A 14833-nucleotide genomic window follows, 5' to 3' on the forward strand; every position below is an offset into this window, starting at 1 on the left:
CCACCCGATCAAGGCTGCACGCTTTCGGCTCCGTCTGGTTCCACAAAGGGACAGAAAAAGGGTCTTCTCCATGCGTACCTGCCTCATGGCGTCCACCGCCATGCTCGCCGTATCTGCCGTGCCCGCCACCGCGCAGACCAGCATCGCCACCAAGCAGACCGCACCGTTGCGCACCGCCAACGTCAAGGGCGGCGCGGCGGATGCCATCACCATCACCGACAAGGGATCGGTGGAGATCGCCACCGGCACCGCGGTCACGCAGGACAGCCGCAACGCCGTCGTCAACCAGGGCACGATTGCCATCCGCGACGCCGATGGCGCGACCGGCATCGCCGCGACCGCCGGGGGTGGCGGCATCACCAACAGCGGCAAGATCACGCTGGACGAGACGTACAAGCCCGCCGACGACGACAAGGACGGCGATCTCGACGGCCCCTTCGCCAAGGGCAGCGACCGCGTCGCCATCCGCGTCACCGGCGCCTATGCCGGCGACATCACCCATGCGCAGGCCGGCGTCATCACGGTCCAGGGCAATGATTCCGCCGGCATCCGGCTCGACAGCCCGCTGACCGGCAACCTCGTGCACAACGGCACCACCACCGTGACCGGCGACCGCGCGGTCGGCGTGCGCACCGGTGCGGTCACCGGCAATGTCCGGCTCGCCGGCGCGATCGGCGCCACCGGCCTGAACGCTAGCGCCGCGCGGATCGAAGGACCGGTCAGCGGCCGGCTGGAGGTTCAGGGCACGCTGACCGCGACCGGCTATCGCTCGACCACCCTGCCCGCCTCGGTCGACAAGCTCGATGCCGACGATCTGTTGCAGGGCGGCCCGGCGCTTCTGGTCGCGGACAATGTCGCAGGCGGCATCATCTTCGCCGTGCCCCCGCGCGACGCCAGCCCCAGTGACCGCGACGAGGACAAGGACGGCATCGACGACGCGCAGGAGGGCACCGCCCTCGTCACGTCCTTCGGCGCTGCCCCCGCCGTGCTGGTCGGCGCGGCGGACCGCACGGTCGCGGTCGGCGCGCTCGCCGGACGCAGCGACGGCTTCGGCATGGTGGTCGACGGCACGATCCAGGCCGGCGGCGTCTACAAGGGCATCACCGCACAGGCTCTCGTCATCGGTGGACAGGGCGGCACCGTGACCATCGCCGGTGGCCTGGGTGTCGCAGGGCGCGTCGCGGCCGTCGCGAACGGGGCCAGCGCCACCGCGATCCGCATCGGTGCGGGGGCCAGCGTGCCGCAGGTCAACGTCACCGGCACCGTCGCGGCCAATGGCGGCGATACCGCGCAGTCGATCGCCACCGCGCTGCGCATCGACACCGGCGCCACCGTGCCGCTGATCCGCAATGGCGGCACGATCCAGGTGACCGCGGGCGGCGCCGATGCGACCGCCATCGCCATCCAGGACGCATCCGGCACCGTCCGGACGATCGAGAATAGCGGCGTGATCGCCGCCACCGGGGGTCTCGCCACCGCCGGACGTTCGGTCGCGATCGATGTGTCGGCAGCCACCGGCGACGTCACCATCCGCCAGTCGGGCGTGGCCGGCGCCGCGATCAACGGCGATATCCGCTTCGGCGGCGGCAACGATACGCTGGATATCCAGACCGGCACCGTCGCCGGCACGCTGCGCTTCGGCGCGGGCAACGACACCATGATATTGGCCGGCACCAGCCGCTTCGCCGGCACCGCCGATTTCGGCGGCGGCGTGGACGTGCTGCGCATCGGCGACACCGCCGGCTTCCGCGGCGCCCTCGCCAACGCCGCCGGGCTGGCGGTCAATCTGGGCGGCGGCACGCTTGCACTCACCGCACCGGCGCGCATCGCCTCGCTTTCCATGGGCGCCAAGGCGACGCTGGGCGTGACGCTGGACGGCAGCACGCGCACCACGCCCGCGCTCGACGTGATCGGCGGCGCGACCATCGAAAAGGGTGCGACGCTGGCGGTCGGCATTACCAGCCTGACCGGGGTGGAGGGTCGCCACGTCGCACTTCGCGCCGGTACCCTCGCCGGGGTGGAGGGGCTGACCCTGTCCACCACCTCCATCCCCTTCCTGTTCAAGGGGACGCTGGCCGCCACTGCGAATCAGGTAAGCGTCGATATCGCGCGCAAGACGACCACCGAACTCGGCCTGCGTCGCCAGACCGCGCAGCTGTACGACGCCGCCTATGCCGCACTCGCCACCGATGCCGAATTGGGCAATGTCGTGCTGGGGATTGCGGACGGCGCCGTGTTCCGCCGCACCGTCGACCAGATGCTGCCCGATCAGGCCGATGGCACGTTCGAGATGGTGACGATGGGATCGCGCGCCATCGCCCGCGTCATCGCCGACCCCACCGGCCTGCTGCGCCAGGAGGGCGACTGGGGCTATTGGATCGCGCCCGCTGCGTGGCAGTTGAAGACGGGCAGCGTCGCCAGCGGCGGCTATGACGTGTCGGGCTGGGGCGCGGCCGGCGGCGTCGAGCGCGCGACCGGCATCGGCCATTTCGGCGTCGCCCTCGCCTATCTCGACGGGCGCCAGACAATGAAGGCCAACGCCAACCGCGTGAACAGCGGCCAGTACGAGGCGGCCGGATATTGGCGCGGCAACTGGGGCAGTTTTGCCGCCAATGCCCGCATCTCCGCCGCACGCGTGAACTTCGATGGCGAGCGCCGCTTCCTCGGCACGGCCGGCGCCACCCAGGTCAACCGCCTGGCACGCAGCGACTGGAACGGCGACCTGTTCTCCGCCTCGGGCGCCATGTCCTATGAAATGGGCGGCGAACGCTTCTTCGTTCGTCCTGTCGCTGCGATCGATTACTACCGCCTGAGCGAAAAGGCGCATGCCGATCAGGGCGGTGGCAAGGGCTTCGCGCTGCGCATCGACACGCGCACCAGTGACGAGCTGGCCGGCACCGCCAGCCTGGCGGCGGGCATCGATTTCCTTGGCAATTCGCGCAACTGGATGGGTCAGGTCGTCAACCAGAGCTGGTTCCGCGTCGAGGTCGAAGGCGGCCGGCGCGAGATCCTTGCCGGTGAACTCGGCGCCACCACCGGTCAGTTCGAGGGTGGGCAGCGCTTCACGCTGGACCCGACGCAGCGCACCAGCGGCTGGATCGGCCGGGTCCGTGCGATCGGCGGCTCCTACGGCTTCCGCCTGGCGGGCGAATTCAATGCCGAGGAGCGGCAGGACGATCTGGCGCTGTCGGTTCGCGGTAGCCTGCTCGTCCGCTTCTGATGGCTCGCGGGATGCGCCGGCATCTTTCTTCAAAGGCGGTCGAGCAGCAGCGAAGCGCCGTCTGACAAGGCAGCTTCGCTGCACGGCGCGGTGCCCCCCATCGCCGCGCCGGCCGCATTCTCCAAGCACCGCGATCGACCCGAAACGGGTCTGTCACCCATTGTTAAACCTCTGACCTGAATACCTATACTCTCGCCTGATCGTTGTCGCGCGGTCGACATCACCGGCAGATGATTTGGGGGGCTTGGGGTTGGGACGGTTGGATCGCGGAGGTTTCGGCAAGGTCACCGGGCTGCCCCCTGCCGCGCTGGGTCCCGATCGGCGCAGCCCGCTGCTGCACGAACTGGGCGGTCCGTGGGACGCCTCGGCCGGGCCACCGCTGTCGGAGGTGCTCAGCCGTGCGCGCATCGGCATTCTGCACCGCGACGTCGATCTGCGCGTCCTGGCCGTCAATGGCTGTTTCTGCGACCTGATCGGGCGCTCCGCCGATGCGTTGGACGGCGTGTCGATGGAGGCCTTCACCCATCCCGACGATGTCGCGCGTAGCAGCGCGCTCTACCGCGCGCAACGCGAACGCGCCGAACCCTTCCGCATCGAAAAACGCTATCGCCGCCCCGATGGCAGCGTCGTGTGGTGCGCCGTCCATGTCTCCTTCCTGTGCGATGCGGACGGCCATGTCGCCTCCACCATCACCGTCGCGCAGGACATCACCGCGCAGCGCATCGCCGAACAGGAGTTGCGCGAAAGCGAGGCGCATTACCGCCACACCGTCGAACTCAATCCCCAGATCGGCTGGACCGCCGGCCCCGACGGCGCCATTCAGGCGGCCAGCCCCCGCTGGTGCGACGTCACCGCCAGTGAGCCGGGCGACGCATTGGGCCATGGCTGGCTGGACGCGGTACACCCCGATGACGTCGGTCGCGCCGTTGCCGCCTGGCATGCCGCCATCGCCAGTGCACAGCCGGTCGATGTCGAATACCGGTTGCGCACCCCGGCGGGCTATCGCTGGTTCCGCTCACGCGCCGCCGCGCGGCTGGACGATCTGGGGCGCGTGGTGCGCTGGTACGGCACGCTGGAGGATATCGACGACCGCACCCTGGCGCAGGAGGCACTACGCGCCAGCGAGGAACGCTTCCGCCTCGCCGCCCAGGCGGCCGGGCTCGGCATCTGGGACTATGACGCGGTTCGCGACCGCCGCGAATGGTCGCCCGAGTTCAAGGCGATGCTCGGCCTATCCCCCGATGCCGCGCCCGAGGTGGCCACCGCACTCGCGCTCGTCGTGCCGGAGGATCGCCACCTGCTGTCCGCCCTGGTGGAGGCGGTTCGCGCCGGCGACAGCGCCTATCGCTTCGACGTGACGCTGCGCATCCGCCGCGCCGACACCGGCGAGGAACGCTGGATGCGCACCGATGGCTGGCGCATCCAGGCTCCATCCGGCACGCTGGCGCGTGTCCTCGTCACCGTGCGCGACGTGACCGAGGAGCGGACGGCGGAGGACCGCATCCGCTGGACCGCCAACCACGACGCGCTGACCGGCCTGCCCAACCGCGCGCATTTCACCATGCATCTCGACGCCGCGATCGAACGGGCCCGCGCCAGCGGTCGTCGCCTTGCACTCGCGCTGTTCGACGTCGATCACCTGAAGGAGACGAACGACACCATCGGCCATGATGCGGGCGACCGGCTGCTCTCCACCTTTGCCGCCCGCCTCGCCCGGGCGTTGGGCGACGATGCGGTCCTTGGCCGCCTGGGTGGCGACGAGTTCGCCGCCTTCATCCCCCTCGCCCCCGATCAGGACGTGGATACGGTGGGCGACACCGTGCGTGCCGCCCTGCGCGCGCTCCACGAACCCTTCGCCCATGACAACCACATCCTCGATTGCCAGGCGACCGCCGGCGCCTCGCTATACCCGCGCGACGGCGGCGACACCGCCGACCTGCTGAAGGCGGCGGACATCGCGCTCTATGCGGGCAAGGCGCGGCACCGCGGCACGCTGTCGCTGTTCCGGCCGGAGATGCGCGCGCATCTCCAACGCCGCGCCTCCATGCTCGGCATCGCCCGCGCCGCGGTGCGCGACGCGCGCATCCTGCCCTTCTACCAGCCCAAGGTGTCGCTGCACGACGGCCGGATCACCGGGTTCGAGGCGCTGCTCCGCTGGCATCACGGCCATCACGGCATCCAGGCGCCCGAGACGATCGCCGCCGCGTTCGAGGATTTCGACCTTGCCCCCGCGCTGGGCGAGCGGATGCTGGACGGCGTCATCGCCGACATCCGCCAATGGCTCGCCGCCGGCCTCGATCCCGGTCGCATCGCGGTGAACCTGTCGCCCGCCGAGTTCCGTCACGACAATCTGGTGCAGCGGATCATGGACCGGCTCCACCATGCCGGCATCCCGCCCGAGCGGCTGGAGCTGGAGGTGACGGAGACCGTGTTCCTCGGCCGCGGCGCGGAAGCGGTGGGCACGATGCTGGAGGCGTTCCATGCCGGCGGCATACGCATCGCGCTGGACGATTTCGGCACCGGCTACGCCTCGCTCACCCATCTCAAGGACTTTCCCGTCGACGTCATCAAGATCGACCGCAGCTTCGTCGGCAATCTCTGTGCCGGCTCCGGCGACGCCGCCATTGTCGATGCGATCGTCGGGCTCGGCCGCCGCCTCGGCATGGAAGTTGTCGCCGAGGGGGTGGAGACGCAGGCCCAGGCCGACTATCTGCGCGCCCAGCACTGCCCCTCGGCGCAAGGATTCCTGTTCGGCATGCCGATGACCGCCGCCGCGGTCGCCGACCGGCTCACCCCCGCCGCACCACCTCGCGAATGACGAAATGCGACGCCAGCCGCGTGACGCCGGGCAATTGCGCCAGCGTTTCGCGGTGGATGCGCTCGAAACTGTCGTCGCGCCGCACCTCGACGTGCAGCATATAGTCCGCCTCCCCGCTCATCAGGAAGCATTGCACGATCTCCGGCCGGTCGGCGATCTCCCGCTCGAACGCCGCCATCGTATCCTGCCGCTGGTCGCGCAGCGTCACGTTGACCAGCACGATCGTCGGACTGCCCCGCGCCGCATGGCTCAGCACCGCCCGGTACCCCGCGATCACCCCCGCCTCGCGCAAGGCCGCCACCCGCCGATGCGCCGCACTGGGCGACAGTCCCACCCGCTCCCCGATCTGCGCACTGGTCAGATCGGCATTCTGCGTCAACAGTGCCAGAATCTTTCGCTCGATCGCATCGCTCATAACGATCCTGCGTTACCCGTCTTGAACGCACATATCATGCAGCGAACATAGCAAGGCGGGAGGAGTTTGCGAGCCTCTCCGATCCTGTTGCCGGTACAGCAATGCGCAACACGTTACAGGAGAGACAAGTCATGCGCGTCGGCGTTCCCAAGGAAATCAAGAACCACGAATATCGTGTCGGCCTCACCCCGCCGTCCGTGGCGGAGCTGACCGCCGCCGGCCACAGCGTCGTGGTCGAAACCGGCGCCGGACGCGGCATCGACTTCGAGGATGCCGATTACGTCGCCGCCGGTGCCACCATCCTGCCCACCGCGGCCGAGGTTTTCGCGGGCGCCGACATGATCGTGAAGGTCAAGGAGCCGCAGGCGGGCGAGATCGCGATGCTGCGCCCCGATCACCTGCTCTTCACCTATCTCCACCTCGCCGCCGACAAGCCGCAGGCGGAAGGGTTGATGAAGTCGGGCGCCACCTGCATCGCCTATGAAACCGTCACCGCCCCGCGCGGCGGCCTGCCGCTGCTGAAGCCGATGTCGGAGGTTGCCGGCCGCATGTCGGTACAGGTCGGCGCCCATTATCTGGAGAAGTTCCAGGGCGGACGCGGCGTGCTGCTCGGCGGCGTGCCCGGCGTTGCCCCCGCCAAGGTCGCGATCCTGGGCGGCGGTGTCTCGGGCGTCAACGCCGCGCAGATGGCGGTCGGCATGCGCGCCGACGTCACCATCTACGACATCAGCAACGATCGCCTGGCCGAGCTGGACATGTTCTTCTCCAGCCAGATCAAGACCGCCTATGCCAGCAAGGCGGCGATCGCCGCGGCGGTTCGACAAGCGCACCTCGTCATCGGCGCGGTGCTGGTGCCCGGGGCCGCCGCGCCCAAGCTGGTCACCCGCGACATGCTCAAGACGATGAAGCGCGGATCGGTGCTGGTCGACATCGCGATCGACCAGGGCGGCTGCTTCGAGACCAGCCACGCGACCACGCATGAGGACCCGGTATTCGAGGTGGACGGCGTGACGCATTACTGCGTCGCCAACATGCCCGGCGCGGTCGCCCGCACCTCGACCTTCGCGCTCAACAACGCGACCCTGCCCTTCGCGCTCAAGCTCGCCAATCTGGGCGCCGAGGCGGCGATGCGCGCCGACCCGCACCTCGCCAACGGCCTGAACGTGATGAACGGCAAGATCACCTACAAGGCGGTCGCCGACGATCTGGACCTGCCGTACCAGGCATGGACGGCATAAGGGAACGGACAAGGAACATGTTGGTTGGTCATCGCGAAAGGATACCGATCGCGATGACCGACAATCCCAAGAGCGAACCCTTCTCCAACGCCGAGAAGGACCCCGACGACTGGACCACCGGCGACGAGGCGATGACCGGCGCCCAGGCCAGCTACCTCAAGACGCTGTCCGAGGAAGCGGGCGAACCCTTCGACGACACGCTGACCAAGGCGGATGCGTCGAAGCGTATCGACGAACTGCAGGCCAAGACCGGTCGCGGGCAGTAAATCCGACCCTTTGTCGCATCCGGGGGAGCGGGGTGCGCCTCGCTCCCTCAAGGCGTCATTTCAAGTTCCCAAGCACGCTCGTCCATTAGTCGACGTACCGCCAGTGCCCAGAAGAGGATTTTACCGCCACCCTCCTAAGGCATTGAGAAACAACGGATTTTCCATAGGCCGCTGTCACTGTTGGTAATGCCTTATGTAACAGTCTGCTAAGGGCGTGGCAAGCTGCCCAAGGCTGCGCCATAGTGAGCGGATGGACTTCGAAGGCACTATCAAATCAGTCGGTTCGCAACTCGCCGTGGTAGTGGCCGCTCCCGTTCCGTTCGTGATCTCATTGGCCATCCTCTCTGTGGCCATATGGCAAATCTGCCGCTGGTATTACGATGGACGGATAAGCAGCTTTGAGGCTCGGCTTTCATTCAAAACCGACGAGATAGCGACCCTAAAGGAGAAGCTCGCCAAGCCGGATACGGTTGAGAGCAAGCCCTCTGGAAGCATCGTCAGTGACATAGTGAAGTCCGCTGCCGAAAAGAGAATGACCGAACGCAAGCTTGCGTTGAACAAGATAGCTAAGGCGTTACATGACGCCGAGACAGAACAGGTATTTGCTAAGGGTCGCTTTTCAAACAGGAACGTTCCTGCGCTTAAGGCATCTATTCTAACTGCCGAGAAGCTATTCGGGATCGTTCCGCCATACCCCCTTCCAGAAAATCATGGCGGACCTCTTACCCTTGGATCAGGTATCAGTCTGCTACGGCAGATATTGCCTCTTCTAGAAGATGGCCATGATGAGGAAGCCCGCAAAACTTCCCAATCTATGTATGACGAGGAGGCTCGCCGCTTCGGTGCTTGATAGTCGCATCAAACAATTGGCGGCTTCGTACCGGAATTGGGCTAGTAAGCGCGCAATACGCAACAGCACCTTGGTAGCGGAGAAAGCCCTACCTCCTGATCCTATCGGCATATTGATTGATAGCAACGTACATCACCACACGGTAACGCACGAAACAGGGTGGATATCTACCGGCGAAAAGAGGTTTGGCTCTACGGTTAGAGGGACAGGCTATGCGGCAAAAGTTCCTGTGTATCGACAGGGTTCTAACTCTGAGGAATATGAGAATATCTGCTATCTCGCTGCCATTGCTCAACTAGCAAAGATCGGCCGGGCGAAGCTATGGACCTCTCATCATCTTCTGCTTGAACGTGAAGGCCATCCTAGAGCGCGCTTTGCGGACGTTGGCTGGTTTGACTTCAATCTGTTTGGTCGAGGTGAGCTACCGAGTATCGATGGCGATCCATCAGACGGGATACTAATGACCGCGTTTAGCCATAACGTTCCTGCGCCTGACGACATAAAGACCGTTCTATCTCGTTCCACTGACAAGCTGTATTTGGAGCTAGTCAGAGTTATGGGGCAGAAGAACTCGCAAGACGCATGGCATATCAGAACGGCTGAGGTGAATGGCTTGTACTGCTTCCTCACAATGGAAGCATCACTGTTGCGGATTATCAATGCCCAACGGGAAAGGCCGGTTATCAAGGGCCTGACCACGCGCATCATGTCACCCAAAATGCTGGGGGAGGCATTAGGCCTTAGGCCCATAGAGCTAAAGCATTTTGACCATCAGGACTCTAGCTGGTTCGTTCGGCCGGACCTGCATTGGGAAGGGGAGAAGCGACCATCTACCCGCCGCAAAAAGTAGGCTAAGCCGAACCGCCTACGGCCTATTTTCGCTAGAGATATGCGAGAGGGTAGATCAAAGCGGAGGGAGCGGCCTTTCCCCCGTATACCCGGCCTGCCCGGTCCCACGATTATGACACGCCTGCCCGATCTGCATTATTGCGCGCGGCTCGTTCTCGCGGCGTAGCGTGTCAGAGTAGCAGGATCATGGCTGGATCGGTGCTATCCAGAATAACCAAACGAGCATTTGCGGATGTTCGTCGTAAACCAGGACATCGGCTTTCTACCCCAATCCGGGCATTCTCGGAATTCGACCGCTTTTCGGACACTCTTGCGCGGAAACGATGATTCCACGAAGTCACCCAACCCCTATCGCGTAACACCGCTCCCGAAACACCTACCCCCCGCCCTGCGCCGCCAGCAACCGGTCGAGCACCATCAACCGCTTGGCCACCTCCGGTGCATATCCGGCCTGCGGATCGGACAGGGCCAGCGCGCGCGCCCATAGCGGCCGGGCGGCGGCGAAATCGCCTGCCCGGATCAGCGCCTGCCCCTCGAAGAACAACGGTGCCGGGTCGCGCGGCCCCAGGCGCCGCGCCTGCGCAAAGGCGAAGCGTGCCGCCGGCGACATCTGGTTCCCGTCATGTCGCGCCAGCGTCGTGCCAAGATGCGTCCAGAACGGCACGCTGCGGGGATTGCCGCCGATCGACCCCAGCATCACCTGCACCGCGCCGCGGTCGCGGCCATAGCGGTTCATCGCATCCGCCGCGGTAAAGATTGCTGCATCCGGTCCGAACCGCCCGAACATCCGGCTGCGAATGTCCAGCAGCCCGTCATCCTCGGCCAGCCCCTCCGCGCGCGGCGACACCGGCGCGCCGGCCACGCCGGGATGCCCCTGCACCGCATAACCCGCCGCACCCAGCATCAGCGCGGCGCCCATCATCGGCCATAACGGCCGCGCCAGCCGCAACGCCACGACCAGCGCCATCGCGCCCAGCCCGACCAGCAGCAGCATCGCCCAGCCCATTAGCGCTCCTTCCGCCGGAAACTGCCCCGCGCCAGCCATGCCCCCACGCCCAGCAGCAGCAGCGGCGCCAGCCATAACGGCCAGGTCGCCGCCCCCAGCGGCGGGTCATAGGTCACATATGCCCCGTACCGCTCGACCAGCCAGTCGCGCACCGCCGCCGGCTCCTCGCCCGCCGCGATACGCTGGCGGACCAGCGCGCGCATGTCGCCCGCCATCGGCGCGTCGCTGTCCGCGATCGACTGCCCCTGACATACCAGACAGCGCAGCGTTTCCATCAATCCGCGTGCCGCCATCTCGCGAGCCGGATCGGGCAATTGCGTATCGGCATATTCCGCCGGGGCCGCGACCTGCGCTGCCACCGGCGCGGTCAGCATCAGTGCGAAAGGTAACAGCCACCGCATCACTGCGCCGCCTTCACCGCGGCCGCGATCCCCGCCACCTGATCCGGCTGGATATCGCCGACATATTGCCGCACGATTCGCCCGCGCCCATCGATCAGAAACGTCTCGGGCACGCCCGAAGACCCGAGCGACAACTGCACCCTGCTCACCCGGTCGTTGCCGATCCGCGCATAGGGATCGCCGAAGCGCTTGAGGAAGCCCTGCACCGCCGGCCCGGTGTCGCGGATCGCGATCGCGTCGATCGGCACGCCCATCGCCTTCAGCCGCATCAGCTGCGGCGCCTCCGCCATGCACGGTACGCACCAGCTCGCGAAGACATTCAGCAGCCGCGCCTGCCCATGCCCGAAATCGCCGCTCGCCAGCCCCGGCTTGTTCGGCACCACCGCGCCCAGCTTGAACGCCGGCAAGGGCTTGTCGACCAGGGTCGAGCGCACCGTGCGGTCGGCGGGGCGGAACAGCCCGCTCGCCACCACCGCGAACAGCAGCGCGAACGCCCCGAACGGCACCCAGAGCAACCACCGCCGCATCAGTTCCACGCCCTCCGCTGCCGCCGCGTCCGCCACCACCGCCCGACCAGCGCCAGCAACCCACCCAGCGCGATCATCCCGCCGCCGGCCCAGATCAGCGTCACGAACGGCTTCCACCACAGTCGCACCTGCCAGCGCCCCGATCCATCGGGCTGGCCCAGCACGGTATAAAGCTGCCCGTTCCACCGCGTCAGGATCGCGCTTTCGCTGGTCACCGTCGGCGGCGTCGCGAAGAAGCGCGACTGCGGGCGCAGCACCCGCACGCTATTCCCGGTGCGCGCGGTCAGCCGCGCCTGCAGGGCGGACCAGTTCTCGCCCACGACCGGCGCGATCCCGTCCAGCGTCACGCGCCACGGGCCCACCGTCACCGTCTCGCCGGGGCGCACCGCCGCCAGCCGCTCGGCGGTGAATGCGCTGTCGCACGCCATGCCCGCCAGGCTCACCGCCAGCCCCAGATGCGCGACCACCATGCCCCAGATCGGCAGCGGCGTCCGGCGCAGGTTGCGCCCGCCCAGCGGCATGACGCTCGCCACCGCCAGCCCGGCGGCCAGCGCCAGCCCGAGCAGCGGCAGCACCCCGATCGGCGCCAGCACCAGCAGCGCGACCAGCACCGCCGCAGCGACCCCCGCCGGCACCGCCATCCGCCGCGGCAGCGCGCGGCCGTCGTCCCGCCGCCAGCGCAGCAGCGGCCCCACCGCCATCACCACCACCATCGCCAAGGCGATCGGCCCGGCCGCCTTGTTGAAAAAGGGCGGCCCCACCGACAGTTGCACCCCGAACGCGGCCGCCACGATCGGGTACAGCGTCCCGATCAGCACCACGCCCAGGATCACCGACAGCAACAGGTTGTTGACCACCAGCCCGCCCTCGCGGCTGACCGGCGCGAACACCGTTCCCGCCTTCACCGTGCCGATGCGGCCTGCGAACAGCGCCAGCGCCCCGCCGATATAGAGGGCGAGCAGCGCGAGGATGAACGCGCCCCGCTTGGGATCGACGGCAAAGGCATGGACGCTGGTCAGGATGCCCGAGCGCACCAGGAACGTGCCGAGCATCGACATCGAGAAGGCGACCACCGCCAGCATCACCGTCCATGCCCGGAGGCCGTCGCGCGCCGCCAGCACGTTCACCGAATGGAGCAGCGCGGTCGCCGCCAGCCACGGCATCAGCGAGGCATTCTCCACCGGGTCCCAGAACCACCAGCCGCCCCAGCCCAGTTCGTAATAGGCCCAATAGGATCCCGCGGTGATCCCCAACGTCAGGAACACCCAGGCGCCCAGTACCCAGGGGCGCATCGCCCGCGCGAACGCCGGCCCCACGTCGCGCGTGACCAGCGCCCCCACCGCAAAGGAAAACGCCACCGACAACCCGACATAGCCCGCGTACAGCGTCGGCGGGTGAAAGGCGAGGCCGGGGTCCTGCAACAGCGGGTTCAGCCCCATGCCGTCGATCGCCGCGGGTATCCGGTCGAACGGATTGGAGGAGAACAGCAAAAAGGCATAGAAGCCGAGCGCGATGCCGGCCTGCGCGCCCAGCGTCGCCACCAGCGTTCGCCCGTCCAGCACGCGCTCGAACCGGGCGACGGCGGCCCCCGCCACGCCCAGGATCGTCACCCAGAGCAGCATCGATCCTTCGTGATTGCCCCAGGCACCGGCGAATTTGTACAGCCACGGCTTGGCCGAATGGCTGTTCTCCGCCACCAGCCGCACCGACATGTCCGATCGCAGGAACAGCGCGATCAGCAGCGCCATCGCCAGCAACGCCAGCGCACCCTGCACGATCGCGACCGCGCGGATGCCGTCGCGCGCCTGATCGCCAATGGCGTCACCGCGCCGCACGCCCAGCACCGCCAGCAGGATCTGCAATCCCGCCAGCGCCGCGGCGAACCACAAGGCGGCAAGCCCGGCCTCTGCGATCACGGCTTCAGGGTCTTCGTTTCGTGCATCTTGCCCGCCATTTCCGGCGGCATGTATTTTTCATCATGCTTGGCCAGGAGGTTGGTCGCGACAAAGCCGCCATCGGGCCGGAACTGGCCTTCCGCCACCACCCCCGATCGCTCGCGAAACAGGTCGGGTACGATGCCCGCATAGACGACGGGCGTGGTGGCGACGCCGTCGGTCACGGCGAAATGCACCGTCACCCCGTCGGCGGCGCGCTGCACCGATCCCGCCGCCACCATGCCCCCCAGCCGCACCGCACGCCCCAGCGGCAGGCCCTGTTTGGCGACATCGGACGGGGCATAGAAGAACGCCGCCTGATCCTTCAGCGCGGACAGCGCCAGCAACGCGGCCGCGACGATCGCCGCCACCGCCAGCAGCGCCAGCCCGAGACGTTGATGCTTTGCGGTCATTTCTCGGCGCGCTTCATCGCCAGCCAGCTGACCAGCGCCAGCACGCCGCTGCCGCCCAGCGCCACCGCATAGGCCGCCGACACGAAGCTCCAATGGTTCATGCCGCCGCCATCCGCCGCGCCCGCGCCTCGGCCTTGGTGCGCGCCAGCATCATCCGCATCCGCATGAGCACGATGCCGCCGAACAGAAAGGTGAAACCGGCCATGGTGATCGGCAGCGGCCACAGGATCGTGCCGTCGATCGTCGACTTGGTCAGCCCGATCGAGGGGCCCTGGTGCAACGTGTTCCACCACACCACCGAATAGCGGATGATCGGCAGCAGCACGCTGCCCGCCACGCCGTAAAGCGCCGGGATGCGGCCGTCGCCGCCCTGTTCCGCATCGGCCCGCGCCAGCGCGATATAGCCGAGATAAACGAAGAACAGCAGCAGCATCGAGGTCAGCCGCCCGTCCCATTGCCACCACGTCCCCCAGGTCGGCCGCCCCCAGATCGCCCCGGTGACGAGGCAGATCGCGGCAAAGGCGGCGCCCGGCACCGCGATCGCGCGTGCCGCTACCTGCGCCAGCGGATGGCGCCACACCAGATAGGCGATGCTGGCGATCGCCAGGCTGCTCCACCCGCCCATGCCCAGCCAGGCGGCCGGCACATGAATATACATGATGCGCACCGTCTCACCCTGCAGGTAATCGGGCGGCGTCTGCGTCAGCCCTGCCCACACCCCCACCGCGATCAGCAGCACGCCCAGCCAGAAGAACACCCCCGTCAGCGGACGGGCGATCTTCAGAAACCGGGCAGGATTGGCAAGGGCATGAAGGCTCGGCACGATCCGCCCGTCTTAGGGCCCTTTGACCGCGCCGTCACGGGGGTTTGGACATGCCGGACGGGTATGCGGTGCA

13 protein-coding genes are annotated in these 14833 nt (G+C 67.3%); 6 read left to right on the forward strand and 7 right to left on the reverse strand.

Annotated elements, in window-relative coordinates; genetic code table 11:
• The first annotated feature begins 70 nt into the window (after positions 1-70).
• Positions 71-3220, forward strand: coding sequence for an autotransporter outer membrane beta-barrel domain-containing protein (locus GQR91_RS16850; protein WP_149680876.1), 3150 nt, complete (start codon positions 71-73; stop codon positions 3218-3220).
• A 259-nt stretch (positions 3221-3479) separates the two neighbouring features.
• The gene (locus tag GQR91_RS16855; protein ID WP_149680877.1) at positions 3480-6038 is read left to right on the forward strand and encodes a sensor domain-containing protein; all 2559 of its coding nucleotides are present in this window, start codon (positions 3480-3482) and stop codon (positions 6036-6038) included.
• Here GQR91_RS16855 and GQR91_RS16860 read toward each other — a convergent pair.
• Positions 6010-6453, reverse strand: a complete 444-nt coding sequence (locus GQR91_RS16860) for an Lrp/AsnC family transcriptional regulator (RefSeq protein ID WP_149680878.1) — start codon at positions 6451-6453, stop codon at positions 6010-6012. The genes GQR91_RS16855 and GQR91_RS16860 overlap by 29 nt on opposite strands.
• A gap of 131 nt (positions 6454-6584) precedes the next feature.
• Here GQR91_RS16860 and ald point away from each other — a divergent pair, with 131 nt between their 5' ends.
• The 4 genes from ald to GQR91_RS16880 all read left to right on the forward strand — a co-directional run bounded on the left by ald (position 6585) and on the right by GQR91_RS16880 (position 9657).
• Positions 6585-7691 (forward strand): alanine dehydrogenase, encoded by a 1107-nt coding sequence (ald, locus tag GQR91_RS16865; RefSeq protein ID WP_112381723.1) that lies wholly within the window; start codon positions 6585-6587, stop codon positions 7689-7691.
• A 53-nt stretch (positions 7692-7744) separates the two neighbouring features.
• Positions 7745-7957 carry a DUF3072 domain-containing protein gene (locus tag GQR91_RS16870; RefSeq protein ID WP_174236572.1) on the forward strand — a complete coding sequence of 71 codons (213 nt, stop codon included), beginning with the start codon at positions 7745-7747 and terminating at the stop codon, positions 7955-7957.
• A 250-nt stretch (positions 7958-8207) separates the two neighbouring features.
• Positions 8208-8807 (forward strand): hypothetical protein, encoded by a 600-nt coding sequence (locus GQR91_RS16875; RefSeq protein WP_149680879.1) that lies wholly within the window; start codon positions 8208-8210, stop codon positions 8805-8807.
• On the forward strand, positions 8740-9657 hold the full coding sequence (locus GQR91_RS16880) for a hypothetical protein (protein ID WP_149680880.1): 918 nt from the start codon (positions 8740-8742) through the stop codon (positions 9655-9657). Before GQR91_RS16875 ends, GQR91_RS16880 begins: the two co-directional genes overlap by 68 nt.
• Before the next feature lie 375 nt (positions 9658-10032).
• Here GQR91_RS16880 and GQR91_RS16885 read toward each other — a convergent pair whose 3' ends face one another.
• The 6 genes from GQR91_RS16885 to ccmC all read right to left on the reverse strand — a co-directional run bounded on the left by GQR91_RS16885 (position 10033) and on the right by ccmC (position 14760).
• A complete protein-coding gene (locus tag GQR91_RS16885; protein ID WP_149680881.1) occupies positions 10033-10662 on the reverse strand; it encodes a hypothetical protein in 630 nt (209 codons plus the stop codon).
• Positions 10662-11063 carry a cytochrome c-type biogenesis protein gene (locus tag GQR91_RS16890; protein WP_149680882.1) on the reverse strand — a complete coding sequence of 134 codons (402 nt, stop codon included), beginning with the start codon at positions 11061-11063 and terminating at the stop codon, positions 10662-10664. The genes GQR91_RS16885 and GQR91_RS16890 overlap by 1 nt, the downstream gene beginning before the upstream one ends.
• Entirely contained in the window at positions 11063-11590 is a 528-nt protein-coding gene (locus tag GQR91_RS16895) for a redoxin family protein (protein ID WP_149680883.1), read from the reverse strand. The genes GQR91_RS16890 and GQR91_RS16895 overlap by 1 nt, the downstream gene beginning before the upstream one ends.
• Complete coding sequence (locus tag GQR91_RS16900; protein WP_149680884.1) at positions 11590-13506, reverse strand: heme lyase CcmF/NrfE family subunit; 1917 nt, start codon at positions 13504-13506, stop codon at positions 11590-11592. Before GQR91_RS16900 ends, GQR91_RS16895 begins: the two co-directional genes overlap by 1 nt.
• The gene (gene ccmE / locus GQR91_RS16905; protein ID WP_149680885.1) at positions 13503-13937 is read right to left on the reverse strand and encodes a cytochrome c maturation protein CcmE; all 435 of its coding nucleotides are present in this window, start codon (positions 13935-13937) and stop codon (positions 13503-13505) included. Before ccmE ends, GQR91_RS16900 begins: the two co-directional genes overlap by 4 nt.
• 97 nt (positions 13938-14034) lie before the next feature.
• Entirely contained in the window at positions 14035-14760 is a 726-nt protein-coding gene (gene ccmC / locus GQR91_RS16910; RefSeq protein ID WP_149680886.1) for a heme ABC transporter permease CcmC, read from the reverse strand.
• Between the last annotated feature and the right edge of the window lie 73 nt (positions 14761-14833).

This window comes from Sphingomonas carotinifaciens, assembly GCF_009789535.1.
GTDB lineage: Bacteria > Pseudomonadota > Alphaproteobacteria > Sphingomonadales > Sphingomonadaceae > Sphingomonas > Sphingomonas carotinifaciens.

Excerpts from the sequence above, each read along its gene's own strand:
- GQR91_RS16875 (WP_149680879.1), top strand. The coding sequence starts at position 8,208 with ATGGACTTCGAAGGCACTATCAAATCAGTCGGTTCGCAACTCGCCGTG.
- ald (WP_112381723.1), top strand. The coding sequence starts at position 6,585 with ATGCGCGTCGGCGTTCCCAAGGAAATCAAGAACCACGAATATCGTGTC.
- GQR91_RS16880 (WP_149680880.1), top strand. The coding sequence starts at position 8,740 with ATGATGAGGAAGCCCGCAAAACTTCCCAATCTATGTATGACGAGGAGG.
- ccmE (WP_149680885.1), bottom strand. The coding sequence starts at position 13,937 with ATGACCGCAAAGCATCAACGTCTCGGGCTGGCGCTGCTGGCGGTGGCG.
- GQR91_RS16895 (WP_149680883.1), bottom strand. The coding sequence starts at position 11,590 with ATGCGGCGGTGGTTGCTCTGGGTGCCGTTCGGGGCGTTCGCGCTGCTG.
- GQR91_RS16885 (WP_149680881.1), bottom strand. The coding sequence starts at position 10,662 with ATGGGCTGGGCGATGCTGCTGCTGGTCGGGCTGGGCGCGATGGCGCTG.
- GQR91_RS16860 (WP_149680878.1), bottom strand. The coding sequence starts at position 6,453 with ATGAGCGATGCGATCGAGCGAAAGATTCTGGCACTGTTGACGCAGAAT.
- GQR91_RS16870 (WP_174236572.1), top strand. The coding sequence starts at position 7,745 with ATGACCGACAATCCCAAGAGCGAACCCTTCTCCAACGCCGAGAAGGAC.
- GQR91_RS16850 (WP_149680876.1), top strand. The coding sequence starts at position 71 with ATGCGTACCTGCCTCATGGCGTCCACCGCCATGCTCGCCGTATCTGCC.
- GQR91_RS16890 (WP_149680882.1), bottom strand. The coding sequence starts at position 11,063 with ATGCGGTGGCTGTTACCTTTCGCACTGATGCTGACCGCGCCGGTGGCA.